Source organism: Methylomonas sp. EFPC1 (assembly GCF_016925515.1).
Taxonomy (GTDB): domain Bacteria; phylum Pseudomonadota; class Gammaproteobacteria; order Methylococcales; family Methylomonadaceae; genus Methylomonas; species Methylomonas defluvii.
Map to the genome: position 1 here is coordinate 3,303,562 of NZ_CP070494.1, position 22,610 is coordinate 3,326,171.

A 22,610-nucleotide genomic window follows, 5' to 3' on the forward strand; every position below is an offset into this window, starting at 1 on the left:
ACTTATCTCATTCGGCGCAGCTCGCCGTTTTCCAAAATCTCACTGGACACTTCCAACATTTTGGTCTGAATCGTCAAGGAAACCGCTCGGGCTTGATCGAGGTTGACGCTCATCCGCACCCTATCCGTCACTTCAAATCCTATGACTCCACCATCCGGCAAGAATTCCGGCTCGTCACTGACCGTCAGAACCGGTTGCTGTTTCAACACCGCCAGCGCCGTGCGCCGCTTTGCGGCATCCGCATAAGCCATGAAAACAATCTGACACGGCGGCAATTCTGCCACCGTGGCGGCGCGAACAATGACAAAGCCACGGCCCTGCTCCGTTCGTCCGCGCAAGGTGGTTTCTAAAATATCGCCAAACGGATCAGGCCCCAGCACACCGATACACCAAGGCGCATTTCCGGCGGGAAGCGCCTGTTTCGGCCAGACCACGTAATGGGCGAAATTACGCAGAAAGGCCGCTTTTACTTTGTAGGGGTTATCGACTATCACCTCCTGGCCGACTGCCAAACCCGGCAGCAGCAACAGGGCAGCAAGCCAAAGGGCCGCCCTGGCATGGCGCCTCGGACATAGCTTATTGCCTGCACATTGATCGCAAGCCCCTGATGAATTAGCACTCAAAACCGCACTCCTTGCGTAACACATCCGGCATAGCGCCCAACATTGGCAATGCCCAATGCTAACCGGCTTGCCGCTGCGAAACAGTACCGATAGTCGGCTAGTGTCATAGTCTTAGCCCCGGTATCAAAACTTCACCGAAAAGTTGATCATCAACTCGCGGGGCCTGCTACGGCTGCTTTGCGAAGGCCGGTATTGTTCGTCCAGCAGGTTTTTGCCCATCAGATCCACGCTCATACTATGCCCTCCCACTTCCCAGGTATAACCGATGAGGGCGTTCAACAAAGCATAAGTCTGCCGCGAATTAGCCGGGCTATCGGGTAACAAAGTCTGATCGAAGACCAGATTGACACCGCCGCCCAAATGCAGGCCGCGCAACGCCTCAATGCTAAAGTCGTAACGTGTCCAAAGGTTGGCCAGATGCGGCGCGCTCATTTGCAGCGGGGCGTTGTGGAAGCGATTGACGTTCTTGTAGTTAGCCAGCCCCGCTGCATCGAGCGTGCCGGGGTCTTGGGCGAGGATGGCATGGTCCTGACCGCTGAATTCGGTGATCCTGGCATCCATGTAGCTGTAGGACAGATACAGTTGCCAGTCGTCTGTCAGTTTAGCGGTGGCGTCCCATTCAATACCCCGGGAACGCTGTTCACCGCTTTGCAGACCGTAAATGGTGATGCCGCCGGCGGAATTGGTCAACGCCATATCGTTGACGATGTTTTTATTTAAGATCTCGAAGTAAGTCAGCGTGCTGGACAAACGACCGTCAAACCAGTCCGCTTTAATGCCGACATCATAACCCCAGCCCTCAGTCGGCTTGGGAATCGACGTGCTACCGTCCAGATTGTTGGCCGGAAAAGTACCCGGCACGAACGATTCCGCGTAGCTGGCGAACAACGACCATTCGGGTGCCAGCTTGAAGAGCAGCCCGTATTGGGGCGTGACCGCACTTGCGGTGGCGCCCTGTGCTTGGCCGGTCAGGCGGTTTGTGTATTGGCTTTCTGTTGATGTCCAGCGCCAACCGGCCAACAGCAGCAAACGGTCATCGAAAAAACCGAAGGTAGAGCTGCCGTAGACCGATTTGTCGACAGCGTTCACGTTCTCGTCGGTGAGGCTGGTCGTCAGCCGGGATAAGGGTATCGCCGTATGGCGGTTCCAGGTGTTGGGATTGCCGAGATCCCACAAAGGCAAGGGCGAAGCGGTAGGATTGCTGCCCAAGGCCGGATCGTTGGGTGCCTGGCCGGCGGTGCGATGGAAGTTGCGGTCAATGTATTGACCGCCCAGCAGCAAGCGCAGACTGGCGAAGCCCAGGTCATACTTACCCACGCCTTGCAGTTCTATCGTGTCGTCACGGTTGCTGTAGGCTTGCTGCCTGACTCGACGACCCTGCATCAACGTCGTGTTATTACTCATGCCCAAGTTACCGGTAAACAGGGCATCGACATCGTATTCCAGATGCGAATAGCCGGTGCGCAGATTCCAATGTTCGTCGGCCTTAAAGTCTATCCAGGTACTGAGATTGTGGGTGTGGCTACGCCGATAGTCGCTGTAAGCCATGCTGTTCCAATTGTCGGGCAAACCCGGTACATCGACGCCGGAAAGGTTGGGGTCCGCGGCAGTGGGCAACACGCCGGCATGCGTGTTGTAGCCGGGCTTTTGCATGAGTTGGGGCTCTTCTATTTTTTCGAAGTTTTCGTATTTTACCGAGACACTCAGGCGGTCGCTGGGTTGCCAAAGCAAAGAAGGCGAGATGTTCCAGGAATGCGCATCATAAGGCTCCCAGTAATGCATATCCTGATCATAAGAAGCCGCCAGCCGGTAGAACAGGCTTTTTGTAGCCGGTCCCGTTACGTCAACATCAAAACGGTACTCACCGTAGGAACCGTAACGCGCATCCGCAGCAGCGGCAAACCGGCGCTGCGGGTTTTTGGTGATGACATTGACGATACCGCCGGGCGCGACCTGACCGTACAGAAACGATGCCGGCCCCTTGACCACTTCAAGCCGCGAGATATTGGTGAAATCCAAAATGGACGGACCGTGGACGCCGTCGCGCAACGTGTGAATATTGCCGCCGGCCAGAGAACCCACTGCAAAGCCGCGAATGGCCAAGTTGGCGTTGCCTTCGTTGAAGTCGTTGCTGCGGTAAGTGACTCCCGGCGAATAGCGGGCTATGTCGAAAATATCGCGGGGTTTTTGATCCTTGATGAACGACTCGGTAAAGGCTTGGAGCGCAAACGGCAAGTCGCTGATCGGTGCATCGAAACGGGAGCCGGACACCGAATTCGAAGCAAGGTATCCGCTATCAAGCTGGGAAGACACATCGAACGGCGACACCTTGACATTCACCAGCTCCAGCAGATCCATATCCGCCACATCCCTGCCGGCCTCATCGGCCTGTTCGGAAAGACGGGTGTCGATAACAGCATCGTCAGCCGCTTTCAAATCAGTCGAAAACGTCCGGCCAGCCTGGGAATCGGCTTCGAAGTCGCCGCCGGGTTCCGCCGCCAGCGTTAAGGGCTGGCGCAGCACACTAAACACAAAAACCAGTCCGATAGACCAGCCGACGCCAAATTGAGACCCACAGTCTTTCATTTTGCATCCCCCCAGTGAGATTTATTAACCCGGCCCTTAAACATCGCCCACACCAGCCTGGACTTCGACGAGCTCAGCCCGGACGGCATACCCGCGACCAATAGGGCCGGGTTAATAACGCGAAGATCTAGTTATTTTTATGAAACCGCGGGACAACACCCCGTTCACTAAACAGCTTAGTTCAGTTGGTAACGGAGGGCAATTTCTACGAACGTGGGGATGGGGTTTCTCGCCAGCACCCGGCGAGAAGGAAGAAACGACGGCTGGATAGACTTGCCGCCGTCTATTTAGCCTGACTTAACACAGAGGCCAGATTGACGCCCTTGGGACTGGAAATACACAAAATGATAGGCCCGACGCTGAGCATTGCCAGCTTGTTGACGGCACCGACAATGACGATCTGTTCGATCTCGCCCAAACCCAGCGAGGTTTCACCGTGCTGTGCAGCACGAATGGTTTCCTGAATAATCGCCCCGAACGCATCCATATTGGGCGCTTCCGCGGATTGGGCCAGAATCAGGCCGTCGTGGTAGGCTGCGCAAGCGCTTACGCCATTGATCTTGACCACTTTATCCACGACAGACTGCACGGCGTCAATGAATGCCGCACGCTTTAAGCGGGTGGCTTCGCTGACATTGACGATGTCGGCCGCAGGTTGCCGGCGCGCGGTGAGATAATCGTCGGCGAGCGTATCCAACTGCGCCAACTGCGATTCAAACCAATGCATAGTTAAGCTCTAGACGGCGGTTAATTGGCCAGATAACTGGTGAACAATTTTTTCAATACCGGAATGGTTTCTTTTAATTCAAACCGCACCCGTCCTAACAACGCTTCCCGCTGGGTGACCAGAGCCAGAATAAAGCCCGCGTCTATCGGCGTCGATAAAATGTAGCCGTCGTTGTTTTCGCAGATCACCATATTGGTTAAATGATGGCCGACATGTTGCGCCGCTTTGGCCGCCGCGCCGAACACCACCTGCACCGAAGCGCCGATGGCGTCGGTGTTGATTTCAAAATCGCGGTGAATATGCGTGACAAAGCCGTCGCTATCGACAATGGCCGCCGCCGACACGCCCTGGATGTTCATCAGATTGCGCAAGATGGAATCGATTTCGTTGTTCTGAGATTTGCGCGGATCGAGAAATTGGACATTACTACTCATGTTGCTCTCCTGATGCTTTTAATAATTATCAACCTACAGTAAATCGACGCGGATTAAACACGTCTTATCGCCCAGCGCGTTGCACTTGGTTTCGGTGGCCTTTACATTACGATTGAAAAAAGTTTTGACGATGCCGCCGACCATGCCGGCTTCGAAATGGCAAATAGGCGCCGACACATGATGAATACCGGCGCAGGACACGCATTCGTCCACCCTTAACTCCAGCACGCCCGCCGACAAGTCCACTTTATCCGGCACCACCAAGCCGATACTCAGCTGCCGGCACAGCAATTTGATTTTGCCGACATAGGTTTCCAGGTCTTTATCGATATTGGCGGCGGCAATTTGGCCCATCGCCAAACCCAAACTCTGGCCGGAATGATAAACCAGCGAAGGAGCACCCTGGCCTAATATGTCTTCTACGTTTGAACCCAAAGCCACCATGCGCAAGGCTTGAAACAAGCGAATGGGAATCAGCGGGCCCAGATCGTTGCGATTTTCGATATCGAACTCGCCGGAAATAATACCGTCGAGAATTTGCTGCTGGGCTATCTGATAGTCTGATTTACTGTTTTGTATCATAGCGTCTACCCTCTTCAATTCGGTTAATTATCCACACACTGCAATTCGACCCGACGATTTAAGGCCTGGCCCTCTTTGGTATCGTTCGGCGCCGCCGGATTTCTCATACCTTCCGATGCGGTGAAGATGGCTGTTGAGCCGATACCTTTGCCGACCAACAGTCTTTTAACGGCATTAGCCCGCGTCACGCCCAACTGCACGTTGGCGGCATCACTACCCAAATTGCAGGTATGCCCGGTCAGTTTGATTCGGTTTTGGCAGCTTCTGGCCGCGCTCAATAGTTCGTTGCTGCTGTTCGCAGATTCCGGCGTTAATTTGCTGGAATCGAATTTGAAATACACAGTAAAAGACCGCGTGCCAGAGATTTGCGCCGCAGTATCCGGCGAGACTTTGGGAATACCCGCCGCGGTCGGCTCTGTAGGTAACTCAGGCATCGGATCCGATGTTTGCGGATTGTCGTTGCCGGATGCCGACTGTTGCGCCTCTTGCTTCGCAGCAATCGCTTGATCCGGTTTAGCCTCGGCAAGCAAGGCTGGAGCGGCTTCTGTTGAGGGCTGCGGCGCTTGGGTATCGGGGGTTGCCGGCTCAGGACCGGTTGCTGGTGTTGCCGGTTTATTCAAGGCTGCGGTCTGGCTAATGGCTGGCGGCTTTTGCGCTAAATCAGGCACTAAAACCGCCACCACGGCCAGCAAACCAATCACACCAAGCAACCACGGCACATTGCGGCGCAAGGGTTTTTTAAAGGTTTTGTCTGATTTGCCCTGCGGATTGGCAGAATTCAGCCGCGCTTTGTCCGTAGACGGAATAATGCCATCCAGGCCGTCGTGATCGAGTGATCGAGGTTTTTTCATGGAATTCCCTTAAGTTCCGTTTGCCAGAAGCCTGCTGAATATTTGCAGGGACAGTATGAGCAGGCACCGACTTAAATTTGTTGGGCTATCATATGCAAGTTTCCCTGCAGAATCAAAATTGATGCTGGTTCAAATAATTAAATCTTAGAATTTGACACTGAACTAATTCAGTGAATCCTAAAACCAACTTGACCCAGTAATCGAAAACTTGCGAAGTTAATGATGATTCGCATCAACTTCGCTACACTTGATAATGACGATTACCAGGGAAGCAAGCCTGCTCAAGCAAGGATGATCAACATCCTGACATCGATTTCGAGAATCCGTTATGCCAGAAAATACCGCACCAAATTCGCCACAGACCAACACCAATACCGACCTGCCCAGCTGTAACCGTTGCCGAGACCTGGAAGAACTGGATTTCGATTTTAGTTTTGCCTATCAGCCCATCGTCAATTTTTTTGCCCGCACCGTTTTTGCCCACGAAGCGCTGGTGCGCGGTGTTAACGGCGAATCGGCCGCATCGATACTCGCCAAAGTCACCGATGCCAACCGCTATCGCTTCGACCAAAACTGCCGGATTAAAGCCGTGGAAGGCGCAGCGAGGTTGGGTATCCAGGAGTTTGTATCGATTAACTTCATGCCGAATGCGGTTTACCAACCCGAAGCCTGTATCCGCTCGACTTTTGAAGCCGCGCAACGCTACAACTTTTCCAAAGACCGCATCATTTTCGAAGTGATTGAAGGCGAGGATGTGTCCGACCGTCCGCATTTAATCAATATATTCACCGAATACCGGCGCTTTGGTTTTAAAACCGCTATCGACGACTTCGGCGCGGGCTACGCCGGCCTGAACCTACTCGCCGAATTCCAGCCGGATGTGCTGAAACTGGATATGGATTTGGTGCGCGACATCAATCTCAGCAAACCCAAACAGGCGATAGTGGGAGGGGTTGTGCAAATCTGCCGCGAACTCGGCATCGAAGTGCTGGCGGAAGGCATCGAAACCAAGGCCGAACGGGATTTTCTGCTGGGCTGCGGCGTCACGCTGTTTCAAGGCTATCTATTCTGCAAACCCACATTTCAGGCTATCGGCCAAATCAATCCGGATGCCTGGTCTTAAGAGCAGGCCCGCTACCTTAAAACTTGACTGCCTGGCGCTTGGCACCCCAATCGCCGGGTAAAGGATTAAACACCCCGGCACAAGAACATCCGCAAAACCGGCAGTTGCCGGCGGCATCCAAATTCCAATCCGACAGTTCGTACCAGTCGCGGCCAATCAAAATTTTCCCGCAGCCGTGGCAATAAGTGCTCTCCGCCGATTTGTCGTGAACATTGCCGACATAGGCGTAACGCACGCCGTTTTTCAAGGCAATGCTGCGCGCCAGCAATAATGTGGCACGCGGCGTGTGCGGGGTATCAGTCATTTTCCAATCCGGATGAAACGCGGTGAAATGCATGGGCACATCCGGACCAAGATGCTCGACCACCCATTGGGTCATGGCTTCCAATTCCGTCTCGGAATCGTTGGCGCCGGGAATCAGCAACGTGGTCAACTCCAACCAGACCGGGGTTTCGTGTTTTAAATATTGCAGCGTTTCCAGCACCGCTTGCAGATGGCCACCGGTGATCTTGTGGTAAAAATCCTCGGAGAAGGCTTTTAAATCGACATTGGCCGCGTCCATGTAGCGGTAAAACTCCGCGCGCGGCTCGGCGCAGACATAGCCGGCGGTCACAGCCACGGACTTCAAACCCAGCTCCCGGCAGGCTTGTGCCGTATCGATGGCGTATTCGTGGAAAATCACCGGATCGTTGTAGGTATAGGCGACGCTGCTGCAAGCGTGCTCCAGTGCGGCTCGGGCTATTGCTTCCGGCTCGGCCCGGCTCATCAGCGTATCCATCTCCCGCGACTTGCTGATGTCCCAATTCTGGCAAAACTTGCAGGCTAAATTGCAGCCGGCGGTGCCGAACGAAAAAATCGGCGTACCGGGTAAAAAGTGATTCAAGGGTTTTTTCTCGATAGGGTCTATCGCAAAACCGCTGGAACGCCCGTAACTGGTCATCACGATCTGCGTATCCAGATTCTGCCGCACAAAACACAAGCCGCGTTGGCCTTCGTGCAATTTGCAAAAGCGCGGACACAAGTCGCACTGCACTTTGCCGTCCGCCAACACATGCCAATAACGGGTGGCTGCGGTATCCGCGCTGAGTAAAGTAGTCATGGCGATGCTCCTTGAACCCCAAGCATAAAATCGGGTCGTTATCGGCGAGAGTTAGCAGTAGAATAAACCCAAGATGGGCGGGGTATTCAATTTTTTGACGCGCCGCTATCCGCCCGGCCTCTGATCGTATTAAAACTTTAAAAAAGGATCAGCGCATGAATAGAAAACCCGCCGTAGCAGGACGGTTTTATCCTGCCCACCCCCAACAGCTCCACGACGCGGTATCCGGCTATTTGCAGGACGTACGCCCCACCGGCAAAGCGCCCAAAGCCATGATCGTGCCGCATGCCGGCTACGTTTATTCCGGGCCGATAGCCGCTACCGCTTACGCCCGTTTAAAGCCGGCCGCAGCCAGCATTACCCGCGTGGTATTGATCGGCCCTTCGCATCACGTGGCGTTTCGCGGCTTGGCAGTCAGCAGAACCCTGGCTTACACCACCCCGCTCGGCGATGTCGAGGTAGACAAGGCCGCTATCGAAGCCTTATTGAGTTTGCCGTTTGTGGAATACATCGAACAAGCCCACACGCTGGAACACAGCCTGGAAGTGCATCTGCCGTTTCTGCAATCGGTTTTACAGCAATTCACGCTGATCCCCATCGTGGCCGGCGACGCCAGTCCCGAACAAGTCAGCCAAACTCTGGAGCTGTTGTGGGGCGGCGATGAAACCTTGCTGGTGATCAGCTCCGATCTCAGCCATTATCACGACTACGACACCGCCAAACGCCTGGACCAAGCGACTAGCCGAATGATAGAGCAGTTGCAATACAACGAAATTTGCGGTGAGGCCGCCTGCGGTAAGGTGCCGGTCAACGGCTTGTTGAAGCTACTGAAACAAAAAGGCCTGTCTATTAAAACCATAGATCTGCGTAATTCCGGCGACACGGCCGGTAACAAACAGCAAGTGGTGGGATACGGTGCCTATGTCGTTGACTGAAACCTCGCAAAATCGCTTGCTGGCACTAGCCCGGCAATCCATAGCCCACGGCCTGCAAACCGGTCGGCCGTTACCGGTTGATTTGGATGCTTATCCAGAGGAATTACGCGAAATCCGCGCGACTTTCGTCACCCTGGAAAGCCGTGGCCAATTGCGCGGCTGTATCGGCATGCTGGAAGCGGTAAGGCCTCTGGCGGAAGATGTAGCGGAAAATGCCTTTGCGGCAGCGTTCCGGGATCGGCGCTTTCCGCCATTAGCCGCTGGTGAAGTGGCCGATCTTGACTTACATATCTCCGTGCTTAGCCCCGCCGTAGCACTGACATTTTTGTCCGAAGCGGATCTGATCGCGCAACTGCGCCCCGGCATAGACGGCATCATTTTGCAGGAAAGCGCCCGGCGCGGCACCTTCCTGCCCTCGGTGTGGGAAGATTTACCCAACCCCACCGAGTTTTTACAACACTTAAAACAAAAGGCCGGCTTACCCGCCGCCTATTGGTCTGACAAGATACAAGCCTATCGTTATACCACCGAGATGTTCGGCTAGCAGTCAAGCGTTTTGTGCGCCGCCAACCCCTATAAATCCGGCCTTGGCGGCCTTTGATCTTGTTCCAAACCGACAACGAACATTATAATGGCGGCATTTTCGACTGATCCGGGCTCAGAGTTTCCTGCAACGTGCGTTTAGTTTGCGCGCGGAAATCGACATGCCAAAGCCGATCAACCCTCTTCTTCATTCCTAGTATCACTGATGAAAAATCAAAATTACAAACCTTGCGACCTGGTGATTTACGGCGCATTGGGTGACCTATCGAAACGAAAGTTACTAATTTCGTTGTATCGTCTGGAAAAATCCAATTTGCTGGAAGCCGATACCCGGATTATCGGCGTCGACCGTTTGGAGGAAACCAGTGAAGGCTTCGTCCAAATTGCCCATAACAGCCTGAAATCGTTCTTAAACAAAGAGATAAACCCGGAAATCTGGGAGCGGCTGTCGCAAAGATTATCGTACTTGAAAATCGACCTGACTCAACCGGAGCAATATCTGCAGTTGAATGCCGCAGTCGATCCGGAAAAGCGGGTGATGGTCAACTATTTTGCGGTAGCGCCGTTTCTATTCAAAAGTATCTGCCAGGGTTTGCAAAGCTGCGGCGTATTGACCGCCGAATCGCGGATGGTGATGGAAAAGCCCATCGGCCACGACTTGAAGTCTTCCAAGGAGATCAACGACGTCGTCGAAGAAGTCTTCCAGGAAGATCAGGTCTATCGTATCGACCACTACCTGGGCAAAGAGACGGTATTGAATCTGCTGGCCCTGCGTTTTGCCAACTCGATTTTCACTACCAATTGGAACCACAACACCATAGATCATATCCAGATTACGGTGGGTGAAGACATCGGCATCGAAGGCCGCTGGGAATACTTTGATAAAACCGGCCAGTTGCGCGACATGCTGCAAAATCACTTACTGCAGATTCTGACCTTTGTAGCGATGGAGCCGCCGGCCGATCTGGAAGCGGAAAGCATCCACATGGAAAAAATCAAGGTGTTGAAAGCCTTGCGGCCGATTACCGCACGCAATGTCGAGGAAAAAACCGTGCGCGGCCAATACACCGCCGGTTTTATCAAAGGTGCGGCGGTGCCGGGTTACCTGGAAGAGGACGGTGCCAACAAGGAAAGCACCACCGAAAGCTTTGTAGCGATTCGGGTGGACATCGACAATTGGCGTTGGGCCGGCGTACCTTTTTACATGCGCACCGGCAAGCGCATGCCCAATAAGCGTACGGAAATCGTCGTCAACTTCAAGCAATTGCCGCACAACATCTTCAAGGACAGCTTCCGCGACCTGCCGGCCAATAAACTGGTGATCCATTTGCAGCCCAATGAAGGCGTGGACGTAGTGATGTTGAACAAAGTGCCGGGCATAGACGGTAATATCAAATTGCAACAAACCAAGCTGGACTTGAGTTTTTCGGAAACCTTCAAGAAAAACAGTATTTTCGGCGGCTACGAAAAACTGATTCTGGAAGCCCTGCGCGGCAACACCACACTGTTTTTAAGCCGCGAGGAAATCGAACAAGCCTGGGCCTGGGTCGATTCGATCCAAGACGCCTGGGCGCAAAACCACAGCGCTCCAAAATCTTACCCGGCTGGCAGCTGGGGGCCGATTGCCTCCGTGGCATTATTGGCCCGCGACGGCCGCGCCTGGGAAGAGTAATCAATCTGTATCCATCACGAGAACAACGAACATGGTTAGAGAATTTTTTTTCGAACAACGTAACCACCTGTTTACCGCCTTGGTGGCCGAATGCCAGGATGTGTTATCCGAAGCCGTCAGCAAACACGGTCAAGCCACTTTATTGGTGTCGGGCGGCAGCACCCCTGCCCCGCTTTATGAAGCTTTGTCCAAATCCGATTTGAATTGGAAAAAAATCAAGGTGGCGCTGGTGGACGAACGCTGGGTGGACAATCAACACAGCGCCAGCAACGAAGCTTTAATTCGCCGCAGCCTGCTGATCAACAACGCCAAAAACGTTGAGTTTATCGGCATGAAAACCCCGGCTGCCAAGGCAAAACAAGGTCAGGCAGAGGCTGAAGGCCGTTACGCCAAACTGCCGCAGCCTTTCACGCTGAGCATCGTCGGCATGGGCCCGGACGGTCATACCGCTTCGCTGTTTCCGCACGCAGAAGGTCTGGCCAACGCATTGAGTGAGGACAATCAAAATCTGACCGCGGCCATCACCGCCATTCAGAGCGAAGTGACCGGCCCCAATACGGAACGCCTGACCCTGACCCGCAACGCTTTATTAAAGTCGGAACGCATCGTGATTTTGTTCACCGGCGAAGATAAGTTGGCGGTGTTCAACAGCGCCCAGAAACCGGGCCCGGTAGAGGACATGCCGATTCGGGCCTTATTGAATCAGGAAGACGTGCCGGTGGAATTGTACTGGGCACCTTAGCCGCTTAAATTTAGGGTGGGTTAGACGCGCATAACCCGATCACTCTCGATTCCAAAACGCCGTTCGGCGCGTCGACACCACCCCATCTGCTGCCCTGGAGAGCTTATGCATCCTGTTTTAGAAAAAGTGACCGCCGACGTGGTGGAACGTAGCCGGGAAAGCCGCGCTGCTTATCTGGCCCGCATCGACGCCGCCATTGCCAACGGCCCACAACGTACCAATCTGCCTTGCGCGAATCTGGCCCACGGTTTTGCCGTCTGTTCGGCGGCTGAAAAAGACGCGCTATCGCATGCCGTGAAAGCCAACGTCGGCATTATCTCCGCTTACAACGACATGCTGTCGGCACACGAACCGTATCAACACTACCCGGAACTGATCAAACAAGCAGTGCGCGAAGCCGGCGGCGTCGCCCAGTTCGCCGGCGGCGTGCCGGCCATGTGCGACGGCGTCACCCAAGGCATGCCGGGCATGGAATTGTCGCTGTTCAGCCGCGACGTGATTGCGTTATCCACGGCGATTGGCTTGAGCCATAACATGTTCGACGCCGCCTTGTATTTGGGCGTCTGCGACAAAATCGTGCCCGGCTTGCTGATCGGCGCCTTGAGTTTCGGCCACTTGCCTGCGGTTTTTGTGCCCGCCGGGCCGATGACTACCGGCATCTCCAACAAGGAAAAATCCCGCACCCGGCAAAAATTCGCCGAAGGCAAAGTCGGCGAAAAAGAACTGCTGGAATCGGAATCCAAGGCCTACCACAGCCCCGGCACCTGCACCTTTTACGGCACCGCCAACAGCAATCAGATGATGGTGGAAATCATGGGTCTGCACTTGCCGGGCAGTTCATTCGTCAACCCTTACACCCCGCTGCGCGACGAATTAACCAAAGCCGCTGCCAAACAAGTGTTGAAATTTACCGCGCTGGGTGACGACTTCCGGCCGATTGCTCACGTCGTCAACGAAAAAGCCATCATCAACGCGATTATCGGCTTACTGGCGACGGGCGGCTCGACCAATCACACCATCCATTTGATCGCCATCGCCCGTGCGGCCGGCATCATCATCAACTGGGACGATTTCGATAATCTATCCAAAGCGATTCCGTTATTGACCAAGATTTACCCGAACGGTCCGGCCGACGTCAACCAGTTCCAAGCTGCCGGCGGCATGGGCTTGCTGATTCAGGAATTGCTCGAGCATGGTTTACTGCACGGCGACATTCTGACCATCGGCGACCAGCGCGGCATGGCGCAATACAGCCAAGTGCCGACGCTGAACGACGGCAAGCTAAGCTGGGAAGCAGGGCCGGCTGTGTCGCTGGATCCGGACGTGATTAGCAGCGTAGAACAACCTTTCGCTGCGGGCGGCGGTCTGCACGTAATGCACGGCAACCTGGGCCGCGGCGTCTCAAAAATTTCCGCCGTTGCGGAAAAGCATCAGGTGGTTACCGCACCGGCAATGGTGTTCGACGACCAACTGGACGTGGTGGCTGCCTTCAAACGCGGCGAACTGGAAAAAGACGTGATCGTGGTGTTGCGCTTCCAGGGCCCAAAAGCCAACGGCATGCCGGAATTGCATAAATTGACGCCGGTATTGGGCGTATTGCAAGACCGCGGCTTTCATGTCGCATTGGTCACGGACGGCCGCATGTCCGGCGCATCCGGCAAGGTACCGTCGGCCATTCACATGTGGCCGGAATGCATAGACGGCGGCCCGCTGGCCAAGGTCCGCGACGGCGACATCATTGCCTTAAACACCCAAACCGGGGAAGTCAACGTGCTGGTGGATCAAGCCGAATTCGATGCCCGCGTGCCTACTGCCAACAGCGCTACCGGCCATCATTTTGGTATGGGTCGCGAACTGTTTGGCGCAATGCGGGCAAACGCATCGACCTCGGAAACCGGAGCGACCAATCTGTTTTTCGTGGACTGAGATTCACACGTTTTAAGCAATGCCGTCTTAGTTTCACTTTGCCAAATCCGTCCTTCCACGGAAGGACGACTTTCTTGAAACCAGAATTAAGCAACATTGTGTCATCACCCCACAACGACAACGTTTACAGTAGGCAAGCACATGAAAGCAAATATCGGTTTAATCGGCTTGGCGGTCATGGGACAGAATTTGGTTCTGAACATGAACGACCACGGTTTCAAAGTGGCGGTGTATAACCGCACCACCAGCAAAGTCGATGAGTTTCTCGACGGCCCGGCTAAAAACACCCAAGTCATCGGTACGCATTCTCTGGAACAGCTGGTCAACAGCCTGGAGTCGCCGCGCAAGGTGATGTTAATGGTCAAGGCCGGTACTGTCGTCGATCAATATGTCGACGACTTGCTGCCCTTGCTGTCAGCCGGCGACATCATCATCGACGGCGGCAATTCGCTGTTTACCGACACCAACCGCCGCACTCAATATTTGCAGGAAAAAGGCCTGCTCTACGTCGGCACCGGCGTATCCGGCGGCGAAGAAGGCGCCCGGCACGGCCCTTCCATCATGCCCGGCGGCAATAAGGCGGCCTGGCCAGCGGTTAAGCCGATTTTTCAAGCCATCAGCGCCCATGTCGACGGCGACCCTTGCTGCGAATGGGTAGGCGATAACGGCGCCGGTCACTATGTAAAAATGGTGCATAACGGCATCGAGTACGGCGACATGCAGCTCATTTGCGAAGCGTATCAATTGTTGGCCGAAGGGCTGAACTTAAGCACCGATGAAATGCAGGCAATTTTCGCCGAGTGGAATCAAGGCGAATTAAGCTCTTATTTGATCGAAATCACCGCCAACATCCTGGCTTACAAAGAAGACAACGGCCAACCCTTGCTGAACAGCATTCTGGATACCGCCGGCCAAAAAGGCACCGGCAAATGGACCGGCATTAATGCGCTGGACCTAGGTATCCCGCTCACCTTGATCGGCGAGTCGGTTTTTGCCCGTTGCCTGTCCGCACAAAAAGACGAGCGCATCCGCGCAGCCAAAGCCTTACCTAAAACCAGCACCAGCTTTAGCGGCGACAAAGCCGCGATGATTCAGGCGATTCGCCAAGCCTTGTACGCCTCGAAAATCATTTCCTACGCGCAAGGCTTTAGATTGATGCGCGAAGCCGCCAAGGAATACCAGCTGGCACTGAATTACGGCGAGATTGCCTTGATGTGGCGCGGCGGCTGTATTATTCGCAGCCAGTTCCTGAACGACATCAAACAGGCTTACCAGCAAAATCCCGATCTGGAAAACTTGCTGCTGGCCGACTTCTTCGTCGATGCCATGAAGCAAGCCGAAGCGGGCTGGCGTCAAGCCGTGATACTGGGCATACAATTGGGCATCCCAACGCCGGCCTTCTCGTCAGCCTTGGCTTATTTCGACGGCTACCGCACCGAACGGCTGCCCGCCAATCTGCTGCAAGCGCAAAGAGACTATTTCGGCGCGCATTCGTATGAACGCACCGACCGGCCCCGAGGCGAGTTTTTTCATACCGACTGGACCGGACACGGCGGCAAAACCGCATCGACAACCTATACGGTTTAGGGTTTACCCCGAGACCGTTGTCGTTTTGTCAAACACGCACGCTTCACGGCGTGGGTTTTCCAAGCACCCTCACATTAGGAAAATAACAAATGACCGTATCAATAAAAGAAGTCATGACCACCTCCCCGGTAATGCCGGTGATGGTAATCAATCAACTGGAACAAGCCGTGCCGCTGGCGCGCGCGTTGGTGGAAGGCGGATTGAAAGTATTGGAAATCACCTTACGGACGCCCGTAGCACTGGACGCTATCCGCCGCATCAAAGCCGAAGTACCGGGCGCGATTGTCGGTGCCGGCACCATCATTAATACCCAAACCCTGAAAAACGCGATTGACGCCGGCGCGGAATTTATCGTCAGTCCAGGCGTCACCGACAGCTTGCTGGATGCGGCTCTGGCTTCCGGCGTGCCGATTTTGCCCGGCGTCATCACTCCCAGCGAAGTAATGCGCTTGATGGACAAGGGCATTACCGCGATGAAGTTTTTCCCGGCCGAAGCGGCGGGCGGCATCCCGATGCTGAAATCCATCGGCGGCCCGCTGCCGCAAGTGACCTTCTGCCCGACCGGCGGCGTCAATCCGAAAAACGCGGTGGAATATCTGGCACTAAGCAATGTGGCCTGTGTCGGCGGCTCCTGGATGGCACCGTCCGAGCTGGTCGATGCCGGCGATTGGGCGGAAATCACCCGCCGCGCCGCGGAAGCCTCCGCTTTGAAAAAATAAACCCATCGCTAGGGTTTTAAATCACCCAATCGCGGGCATCGTTTGGCAAATCGGCTCATTGCAAATTCGGCGTATTATGATTTTCTTGGCAAAAAGGCGTAATTAACGATGCAAAACCATGCCAACGAACGCTATGGCACGATGACGATTGCCTTGCACTGGCTGACGTTCATCGTGATAGCAGCCGGATATGCCTGTATCGAGCTACGCGAGTTGTTCCCCAAAGGCAGCGACCCGCGTGAAACCATGAAAGCCCTGCATTTTATGCTGGGTTTATTGGTGTTAATGCTGCTGTTACCGAGACTGGGTTTCCGTCTGGCCGGCCCCACACCGGCCACATTGCCGGAACCGCCGGCCTGGCAACGGCAGGCGGCACGTCTGGTGCATCTATTGCTTTATGGATTGATGTTGGGAATGCCGATAGCCGGCTGGCTGGCATTAAGCGCGGCCGGTAAAACAATTCCATTCTTTGGTCTGGAGTTGCCGGCGCTGATCGCCGAAAACAAGGAACTGGCCAAGACGATCAAAGAAATACACGAAACCGGCGGTGTGATCGGCTATTACCTGATTGGCTTACACGTATCGGCGGTACTATTTCATCATTACGTGCAGCGCGACAACACCTTAAGCCACATGCTGCCGGCGCTGAAGAAGCCAGACTGATACTGTCCAGCCATTCCTGTCTACAGATCCGGGAAACGGCTGGTCACAACGTCATTACTCGATAAAATCGTAAATCTTATATTTATCCACCAAAGGCCGCAGCACCTGTTGCGCCACACGCAGATATTCCGGATTCTGTAAAAACGCCTCGTAAGCCTGCTGGCTTTCGTAAATGCCGGATACGGCCACATCATAGCTTTCATCTAAGGCAGCATTCGCGCGTCCACGCTTAATCGCCGCCGGTGTACCGACATCGTAAGCCAGCACGCCCGGCAATTTCGCCAAGCCTGCACTCTGTTGAATATAGTGTTGGCGCAGCTGTTCGTCTCCAGCCTGTTTCAACCAAACGATAACCACGTGATGCACTTTGCGATTTTGCGCCTGCTGGTCTGGTTTGGCAGTATAGGCACAACCGGTTCCGCCGGCTGCCAGCAGCCCCGCCAGCGCGAGGACATAAAGACATTTCATGGTGTTTTGTTCTCCTGATACCTATAAATTGATAGCCAAAATACTCCGGCTGCCGAGCATTTTACAGCCCGCGCAAGCGTTTGATCCGTTCTTCGGTATTGGGATGGCTGGATAAATAATCCAGCGCTTCAACCGATTCTACAGGTTGTTTGGGTACTGTGGTTTGATGGGCGGCCTCCAGTTTTTCCAATATATCGGCCAGCCGACTGACCGGAATAGCGTTGGCGCGCAACAGTTCTGCGGCAAAAGCGTCGGCACGGCGTTCGAAATCGCGCGAATAGCGGGTTTGTAATAATACGGTCGGCGCGACGGCCAGCAGACTGCTGACATCGCCGATGTACCAAGCCATCGCCAAACCCACCACAGAAGCCTGAAGCATCTGCCGCAAGGAATGTTTTTCGTGGACATGGCCCATTTCGTGGGCCAGCACCGCCAAAATTTCTTGGTCGTTACTCGCCAAACTCACTAAGTCGTCGAGCAGCAGCACGTTGCCGCCCGGTAACGCGAAAGCGTTGGCACCCAATGTCGGGCTAGCGCGAAATTCAATATGCGCCGGTCTATCCTCACCCGGCGGCAAAGCCAAGCGCTGCCAGCCATCCTGAATAGTTTGCCGACGTTCGTCGGATAGTGTGCTGGGCTTCAATAAGGTTTGATCAAGGCTGGCGAAAAACTGCGTATCCATCCGTTCCAGCAAATAAACCGGCACTTGGTCCGCCGCCGCCCGCGCCGCATAAGGTAATCCAAACAAATACGCAACAACGAGCAGGCTCAAAGTTAACAGCAGCGCCGCCAACGCATACCACCAACTATTTTCCATACCCGCTACCGCGCTACTACCTGCATCCTGCAACATCTCGGCAAAGCCTTGCCGGTCGGCGACTTCGCAACGGCCGCCGTCGGCGAACAGAATCAGGCGCGGCGTGCTGCCGAGCGGTGGCGGAATTTTCAGACTGGCTAAATCTTCGCGGCGGACAATGTCCCTGCCCTGCAACAATAATTTGTCACCCTCTAAGCAGAGGGTAACAGGGTGCGGCCGGGCTTGCCGCCCGTCGTAGTAAACGGCCGTAAGCAACATTTACAAGGCAATATCGAAATCAAACATCTCGGCCATTTCCTCGCCGGCGGCAGACGTATTAGTCTGCAAACCGGCCACAAACTCGTCGATGCTGCCGCGTGGCAATAATGCGACGCGCTCGATGCGATACAGCACCAAGCGAATAGCGGCAAACTGCTTGTACAAGCCCAAAGTCCACAGTACATTACCAAACATAATACCCACCATCTCCCGCGCCACAAACCGGGCCTAAAAACCAAGCGGTCCAAATTGCGTGTTATTTCTGACTAAGTTCTGCGAACGCGCCGCGACGCAGGGATAGGCCAGTAAAAACAAGGCCAAATAAGTACCCCAAAAACACTCATCGCATCCACATGATGTGCAGAGTCAGATGCTGCAGAGCAAACAAATACAACGCGACAAGCAGACTCAAAGTTAACAACAACACTGCCAACGCATACCACCAGCTATTTTCCATACCGGCCAGTGCTCTATCCGGCAACATCTCGGCAAAACCTTGTCGATCTGCCACTTCACAACGGCCGCCATCGGCGAACAAAATCAGGCGCGGCGTGCTGCCGAGCGGCGGCGGAATTTTCAGACTGGCTAAATTTTCGCGCCGCACAATCTCCCGGCCCTGCAACAACAGCTTGTCGCCCTCAACACAGAGGGTAACGGGATGCGGCCGGGCTTGCCGCCCGTCGTAGTAAACGGCCGTAAGCAACATTTACAAGGCAATATCGAAATCAAACATCTCGGCCATTTCCTCGCCGGCGACAGACCTATTAGTCTGCAAACCGGCCACAAACTCGTCGATGCTGCCGCGTGGCAATAATGCGACGCGCTCGATGCGATAGCGCGCCAAACGAATATCAGCAAACGGCTTGTACAGCCCAAAGGTCAGCAAAGTCAACAGGACGTTGCTAAACATAATACCCAGCATCTCCCTCGCTTGAAGCTGGGCCTGAAACCCGTGCGGACCCAATTGCGTGCTATTCCAGACTAAGTTCTGCAGACGCGCCGCGACATAGGGATAAGCCAGTAAAAACAAGGCCAAATAGGTGCCTATCGCGGCGACCAATACACTCATCGCGACTAATTGCTCAGCCTCGACCGGAATCAGCTCCTTGCTACCCAGCAACATAACGCTGACCATCAGGCCGGCAAACACCAGCACACCTATGAATATCGTCATCAGATAGATGCGGTAGTAGGCGCCAATGCCGGCAAAGAATTTAAAAAACTCATTACCGTACGTGCTGTTTTCCCGTGCGTAACGGGCCATGCGCTGTTGCGCCAGCGGCCAGAGCAACCCCAGAGTCAACGCCGATAATACCGGCAATAGCAGAAAATTGAAGTACGCCGCGCCGGTGCTGCCATGAAACGCAAAACGTAAGCCTCGGTAACTGGTGTTATGCATTCTAAAGCGGAGCGAACGCATCAACAGCCAGGGCATCACAGATACGATCACCAGCAAAATTGCCACGCCTGCAAGCTGATCGAATTCACCGACCAGGGTATAACCAGCAAACAATAGAAAAGCGACGATGCGTCCTTTCAAGATCGCCTTGGGATCGCCGTGGTAGTCAAAACCCGCACCGGCTAAGGTAGTGTGGCGGTAAAAATATTGGTTACGTTTGACTTTGGCCCAGGCTGAGTAAACGCCCAAGGTGACGATACTCAAGCAGACATTGACGATCCAAATCCGGAAATACTCGCCACCGCTGCCGCTGAATTGCAACTGCCGTGATTGATATTCTGCCATTTCCATCCTCATTTTAGGTTTTTCCGTTGCAAGCATAGTGCATCGCCGCTATCTAACAATAAAAACGGCCTGCACATAACACACGCTAGTCAGGGGCCGGCTTTTGCAATCGCCGTAAAGCCTTTTATACTTCCTCGACAAAAGCGGTGCAGACCAGTCAGCCAGCGCTTGCGTGGGAACTTACCTTTCTATTTCTGCCGACCCGGTACAAAAATGAGAAAAAACCTACCCGTTACCCAACGTGAATTGATTTACTCAGCTTCGGCTACCATCACCTCCGGGACAGACCCCGCCGGCAAGATCAATTATGTTAACCAAGATTTTTTAAACACTAGCGGCTTTAGCGAGGCAGAGCTGTTAAACCAGAGCCATAACATCGTTCGCCATCCCGACATGCCGTCCGCCGCATTCGCCGATTTGTGGCAAACCGTGAAGAGCGGCCGGCCATGGATGGGAATTGTCAAAAATCGCTGTAAAAACGGCGACCATTACTGGGTGGATGCTTTTGTCACCCCGCGCTTCGAAAATAGCAAGATTGTCGGTTACGAATCGGTGCGGGTTAAACCGGACGTGACCTGCGTGACCCGCGCCAATACTGTCTACGAAAAGCTGAACCACGGCAAAAATATCGATTCGCCTTTGAGCCGCATCGGTTTGTCCGGCAAACTGACCGGCGGTTTTGCAGTGATTCAATTAATCACCGCCATCAACCTTTATCTGAGCGAAACGTGCAGTTTTGGCGTAGCGACAGCAATCTTCGCCGGCCCCTTAGCGGTCGGTTATGCCTGGGTTTGGCTTGTATTACAACCTTTAAAAGACGCAGCGGCGGAAGCGCGCCGGGTGATCGACAATCCGGTGATGCAGCAGATTTACACCGCCGATGGCGGCGAAGTTGGACAATTACTGTTGGCGGTGAAGCTGTTAAAAGCCAAATCCCGAACCATCATACGCCGTCTAACTCAAGCCACAGAACCCTTGGCAGGTAAAGCCGATACGAGCTACCAGGCAGTCAGCCAAGTTAGCGCAGCGATGGATAGACAGCTGGCGGAAATTGAACAGATTGCCTCGGCGATACACCAAATGAGCGCCACCGTCAGCGAGGTCGCCCGCAGCGCCGCCAACGCCGCTCAAGCCGCCAATGATGTCAATCGGCAATCGCAAGAAACGCTTTCGCGGGTCAACAATACCATCCAAATGATAGACCGCTTAGTGGTCGCGGTCGGCCAAGCCGAAACAGTCATTAAAATTGTGGCCGATCACAGCAAGAAAATCGGCGGCGTCCTTGATGTGATTCAAGGGATTGCCGAGCAAACTAACCTGTTGGCGCTGAATGCCGCCATCGAAGCAGCGCGCGCCGGCGAACAAGGCCGGGGATTTGCCGTCGTGGCCGACGAAGTCAGAACCTTGGCCGGACGCACGCAAAAATCCACGGAGGAAATCCATAAAATGATCGACGGCCTGCGCTCCGGCGTCAATAACGCCGTACAGGAAATGGCTAAAGTCAGGGAAATGGCGGCAACCGGCGCGGAACACGGAAAAAACTCCACCGAATCGCTGCAACAAACCACACTGTCGGTCAATATCATTAACGACATGATCGTGCAGATCGCCAGCGCCGCTGAACAGCAACATATTGTTTCCGAAGAAATTTCCAGAACGGTAGAAGCCGTCGGCAGCTTATCGCGACAAACCACAGAGCATGCGGTTCATGCCAGTACGGCCAGCGGCGGTGTCTCGGCACTCAGCAAAGAGCTGGATATGTTGGTTGAGCAATTCGACGACGTACCACGCTAAAAACGCACCGTGCCGAAGACTGGGGGCAATGATTTGTCAGCCTGAATACACCCCTGCGCAAGCCGCCGCCAGAAAAGTTCAAAAACCTGAGCGGCGGTTTTTACCGAAGTGACAACGGATTGCGGATTACCGGCATTTACTCCGCAAGTTTCCATTTGATGTTACAGCCGATGCTGGGAATTTGTATCGTATCGACAGGCTTTCCCGCCAGTAAGTTATCCAGGGCATTGCGCAAATCTTCGCCGGTAACCGGCACATCGTTCTTCGGCGTGGCGCCATCCAGGCGGCCCCGATAAACGCACACCAAATCGGCATCGAACAGATAAATATCCGGGGTGCAGGCTGCCTGGTAGGCTTTGGCCACCGCCTGCGATTCGTCGTACAAATACGCGGCAAAAGGATGTCCCCAGTCTGCCATCATCTGCTGCATTTTATCCGGCGCATCCTGCGGATAGTTTTCGATGTCATTGGCACTGATCGCCACCGTCGAAATGCCTGAGGCCGCGTATTGCCGGGCAATGGCGATCAATTGCTCTTTGACGTGCAACACATACGGGCAGTGGTTGCAGATAAACAAAATCAAAGTGCCGCGTTCGCCTTTCAAGTCCTGCAAAGCATACTCGCGGCCGGTCACGGTGTCCGGCAAACAAAAGTCCGGGGCGATACTGCCCAGAGGCAGCATAGTGGAGGCTGTCGCGGCCATGGCTAATCCTGTTG

At 54.3% G+C, this 22,610-nt stretch carries 23 protein-coding genes; 10 read left to right on the plus strand and 13 right to left on the minus strand.

Annotated features, from left to right (window positions below; genetic code table 11):
- Positions 1-2: 2 nt before the first annotated feature.
- The 6 genes from JWZ98_RS15210 to JWZ98_RS15235 form a co-directional block, all read right to left on the minus strand.
- On the minus strand, positions 3-623 hold the full coding sequence (locus JWZ98_RS15210) for a YfiR family protein (protein ID WP_033155769.1): 621 nt from the start codon (positions 621-623) through the stop codon (positions 3-5).
- A 123-nt stretch (positions 624-746) separates the two neighbouring features.
- Positions 747-3,209 carry a TonB-dependent receptor gene (locus JWZ98_RS15215; protein ID WP_205450734.1) on the minus strand — a complete coding sequence of 821 codons (2,463 nt, stop codon included), beginning with the start codon at positions 3,207-3,209 and terminating at the stop codon, positions 747-749.
- A gap of 283 nt (positions 3,210-3,492) precedes the next feature.
- Positions 3,493-3,936: a roadblock/LC7 domain-containing protein gene (locus tag JWZ98_RS15220; RefSeq protein WP_205450735.1), complete on the minus strand. Its 444-nt coding sequence runs from the start codon at positions 3,934-3,936 to the stop codon at positions 3,493-3,495.
- A 20-nt stretch (positions 3,937-3,956) separates the two neighbouring features.
- Positions 3,957-4,370, minus strand: coding sequence for a roadblock/LC7 domain-containing protein (locus JWZ98_RS15225; protein ID WP_033155353.1), 414 nt, complete (start codon positions 4,368-4,370; stop codon positions 3,957-3,959).
- A gap of 33 nt (positions 4,371-4,403) precedes the next feature.
- Positions 4,404-4,952, minus strand: coding sequence for a V4R domain-containing protein (locus tag JWZ98_RS15230; protein WP_051669630.1), 549 nt, complete (start codon positions 4,950-4,952; stop codon positions 4,404-4,406).
- 23 nt (positions 4,953-4,975) lie between these two features.
- Entirely contained in the window at positions 4,976-5,803 is an 828-nt protein-coding gene (locus JWZ98_RS15235) for an OmpA family protein (protein ID WP_205450736.1), read from the minus strand.
- Positions 5,804-6,131: 328 nt separating this feature from the next.
- Between JWZ98_RS15235 and JWZ98_RS15240 the strand changes: the two genes are divergently transcribed.
- Positions 6,132-6,926 carry an EAL domain-containing protein gene (locus tag JWZ98_RS15240; protein ID WP_205450737.1) on the plus strand — a complete coding sequence of 265 codons (795 nt, stop codon included), beginning with the start codon at positions 6,132-6,134 and terminating at the stop codon, positions 6,924-6,926.
- 16 nt (positions 6,927-6,942) lie between these two features.
- On the opposite strand, the gene amrS is transcribed toward JWZ98_RS15240, so the two are convergent.
- Positions 6,943-8,025, minus strand: coding sequence for an AmmeMemoRadiSam system radical SAM enzyme (gene amrS, locus JWZ98_RS15245; protein ID WP_205450738.1), 1,083 nt, complete (start codon positions 8,023-8,025; stop codon positions 6,943-6,945).
- 155 nt (positions 8,026-8,180) lie between these two features.
- Here amrS and amrB point away from each other — a divergent pair, with 155 nt between their 5' ends.
- The 8 genes from amrB (at position 8,181) to JWZ98_RS15285 (ending at position 16,812) form a co-directional block, all read left to right on the plus strand.
- Positions 8,181-8,960 carry an AmmeMemoRadiSam system protein B gene (gene amrB / locus JWZ98_RS15250; RefSeq protein ID WP_205450739.1) on the plus strand — a complete coding sequence of 260 codons (780 nt, stop codon included), beginning with the start codon at positions 8,181-8,183 and terminating at the stop codon, positions 8,958-8,960.
- Positions 8,947-9,504, plus strand: a complete 558-nt coding sequence (gene amrA, locus JWZ98_RS15255; RefSeq protein WP_205450740.1) for an AmmeMemoRadiSam system protein A — start codon at positions 8,947-8,949, stop codon at positions 9,502-9,504. Before amrB ends, amrA begins: the two co-directional genes overlap by 14 nt.
- Positions 9,505-9,708: 204 nt before the next feature.
- Positions 9,709-11,175 (plus strand): glucose-6-phosphate dehydrogenase, encoded by a 1,467-nt coding sequence (gene zwf / locus JWZ98_RS15260; RefSeq protein ID WP_205450741.1) that lies wholly within the window; start codon positions 9,709-9,711, stop codon positions 11,173-11,175.
- A gap of 31 nt (positions 11,176-11,206) precedes the next feature.
- Positions 11,207-11,917, plus strand: coding sequence for a 6-phosphogluconolactonase (gene pgl / locus JWZ98_RS15265; protein WP_205450742.1), 711 nt, complete (start codon positions 11,207-11,209; stop codon positions 11,915-11,917).
- 105 nt (positions 11,918-12,022) lie between these two features.
- Complete coding sequence (edd, locus tag JWZ98_RS15270) at positions 12,023-13,843, plus strand: phosphogluconate dehydratase (RefSeq protein ID WP_205450743.1); 1,821 nt, start codon at positions 12,023-12,025, stop codon at positions 13,841-13,843.
- Between the two features lie 141 nt (positions 13,844-13,984).
- Complete coding sequence (gnd, locus tag JWZ98_RS15275; protein ID WP_205450744.1) at positions 13,985-15,430, plus strand: decarboxylating NADP(+)-dependent phosphogluconate dehydrogenase; 1,446 nt, start codon at positions 13,985-13,987, stop codon at positions 15,428-15,430.
- Between the two features lie 89 nt (positions 15,431-15,519).
- Entirely contained in the window at positions 15,520-16,149 is a 630-nt protein-coding gene (locus tag JWZ98_RS15280) for a bifunctional 4-hydroxy-2-oxoglutarate aldolase/2-dehydro-3-deoxy-phosphogluconate aldolase (protein ID WP_171695930.1), read from the plus strand.
- A gap of 108 nt (positions 16,150-16,257) precedes the next feature.
- Complete coding sequence (locus JWZ98_RS15285) at positions 16,258-16,812, plus strand: cytochrome b (protein ID WP_205450745.1); 555 nt, start codon at positions 16,258-16,260, stop codon at positions 16,810-16,812.
- A 54-nt stretch (positions 16,813-16,866) separates the two neighbouring features.
- Here the strand turns inward: JWZ98_RS15285 and JWZ98_RS15290 are convergent, their stop codons facing one another.
- The 5 genes from JWZ98_RS15290 to JWZ98_RS15310 form a co-directional block, all read right to left on the minus strand.
- Positions 16,867-17,280 (minus strand): Dabb family protein, encoded by a 414-nt coding sequence (locus JWZ98_RS15290; RefSeq protein ID WP_205450746.1) that lies wholly within the window; start codon positions 17,278-17,280, stop codon positions 16,867-16,869.
- 61 nt (positions 17,281-17,341) lie between these two features.
- Positions 17,342-18,355 carry a M48 family metallopeptidase gene (locus JWZ98_RS15295; RefSeq protein WP_205450747.1) on the minus strand — a complete coding sequence of 338 codons (1,014 nt, stop codon included), beginning with the start codon at positions 18,353-18,355 and terminating at the stop codon, positions 17,342-17,344.
- On the minus strand, positions 18,356-18,562 hold the full coding sequence (locus JWZ98_RS15300; RefSeq protein WP_275899117.1) for a DUF898 family protein: 207 nt from the start codon (positions 18,560-18,562) through the stop codon (positions 18,356-18,358).
- A 133-nt stretch (positions 18,563-18,695) separates the two neighbouring features.
- Entirely contained in the window at positions 18,696-19,061 is a 366-nt protein-coding gene (locus JWZ98_RS15305) for a hypothetical protein (protein ID WP_205450749.1), read from the minus strand.
- Entirely contained in the window at positions 19,062-20,099 is a 1,038-nt protein-coding gene (locus tag JWZ98_RS15310) for a YjgN family protein (protein ID WP_205450750.1), read from the minus strand.
- Between the two features lie 213 nt (positions 20,100-20,312).
- Between JWZ98_RS15310 and JWZ98_RS15315 the strand changes: the two genes are divergently transcribed.
- Positions 20,313-21,893: a PAS domain-containing methyl-accepting chemotaxis protein gene (locus JWZ98_RS15315; protein WP_205450751.1), complete on the plus strand. Its 1,581-nt coding sequence runs from the start codon at positions 20,313-20,315 to the stop codon at positions 21,891-21,893.
- A 136-nt stretch (positions 21,894-22,029) separates the two neighbouring features.
- On the opposite strand, the gene JWZ98_RS15320 is transcribed toward JWZ98_RS15315, so the two are convergent.
- Entirely contained in the window at positions 22,030-22,596 is a 567-nt protein-coding gene (locus JWZ98_RS15320) for a thioredoxin family protein (protein ID WP_205450752.1), read from the minus strand.
- Positions 22,597-22,610: the final 14 nt, after the last annotated feature.

Coding starts and splice junctions, on each gene's coding strand:
- JWZ98_RS15315 (WP_205450751.1), top strand. CDS start 20,313: ATGAGAAAAAACCTACCCGTTACCCAACGTGAATTGATTTACTCAGCT.
- amrB (WP_205450739.1), top strand. CDS start 8,181: ATGAATAGAAAACCCGCCGTAGCAGGACGGTTTTATCCTGCCCACCCC.
- JWZ98_RS15240 (WP_205450737.1), top strand. CDS start 6,132: ATGCCAGAAAATACCGCACCAAATTCGCCACAGACCAACACCAATACC.
- JWZ98_RS15285 (WP_205450745.1), top strand. CDS start 16,258: ATGCAAAACCATGCCAACGAACGCTATGGCACGATGACGATTGCCTTG.
- JWZ98_RS15215 (WP_205450734.1), bottom strand. CDS start 3,209: ATGAAAGACTGTGGGTCTCAATTTGGCGTCGGCTGGTCTATCGGACTG.
- JWZ98_RS15305 (WP_205450749.1), bottom strand. CDS start 19,061: ATGTTGCTTACGGCCGTTTACTACGACGGGCGGCAAGCCCGGCCGCAT.
- amrA (WP_205450740.1), top strand. CDS start 8,947: ATGTCGTTGACTGAAACCTCGCAAAATCGCTTGCTGGCACTAGCCCGG.
- JWZ98_RS15310 (WP_205450750.1), bottom strand. CDS start 20,099: ATGGCAGAATATCAATCACGGCAGTTGCAATTCAGCGGCAGCGGTGGC.
- JWZ98_RS15320 (WP_205450752.1), bottom strand. CDS start 22,596: ATGGCCGCGACAGCCTCCACTATGCTGCCTCTGGGCAGTATCGCCCCG.
- JWZ98_RS15230 (WP_051669630.1), bottom strand. CDS start 4,952: ATGATACAAAACAGTAAATCAGACTATCAGATAGCCCAGCAGCAAATT.
- gnd (WP_205450744.1), top strand. CDS start 13,985: ATGAAAGCAAATATCGGTTTAATCGGCTTGGCGGTCATGGGACAGAAT.
- JWZ98_RS15300 (WP_275899117.1), bottom strand. CDS start 18,562: ATGGTGGGTATTATGTTTGGTAATGTACTGTGGACTTTGGGCTTGTAC.
- zwf (WP_205450741.1), top strand. CDS start 9,709: ATGAAAAATCAAAATTACAAACCTTGCGACCTGGTGATTTACGGCGCA.
- JWZ98_RS15290 (WP_205450746.1), bottom strand. CDS start 17,280: ATGAAATGTCTTTATGTCCTCGCGCTGGCGGGGCTGCTGGCAGCCGGC.
- JWZ98_RS15295 (WP_205450747.1), bottom strand. CDS start 18,355: ATGTTGCTTACGGCCGTTTACTACGACGGGCGGCAAGCCCGGCCGCAC.
- JWZ98_RS15220 (WP_205450735.1), bottom strand. CDS start 3,936: ATGCATTGGTTTGAATCGCAGTTGGCGCAGTTGGATACGCTCGCCGAC.
- JWZ98_RS15225 (WP_033155353.1), bottom strand. CDS start 4,370: ATGAGTAGTAATGTCCAATTTCTCGATCCGCGCAAATCTCAGAACAAC.
- amrS (WP_205450738.1), bottom strand. CDS start 8,025: ATGACTACTTTACTCAGCGCGGATACCGCAGCCACCCGTTATTGGCAT.
- JWZ98_RS15235 (WP_205450736.1), bottom strand. CDS start 5,803: ATGAAAAAACCTCGATCACTCGATCACGACGGCCTGGATGGCATTATT.
- pgl (WP_205450742.1), top strand. CDS start 11,207: ATGGTTAGAGAATTTTTTTTCGAACAACGTAACCACCTGTTTACCGCC.
- edd (WP_205450743.1), top strand. CDS start 12,023: ATGCATCCTGTTTTAGAAAAAGTGACCGCCGACGTGGTGGAACGTAGC.
- JWZ98_RS15280 (WP_171695930.1), top strand. CDS start 15,520: ATGACCGTATCAATAAAAGAAGTCATGACCACCTCCCCGGTAATGCCG.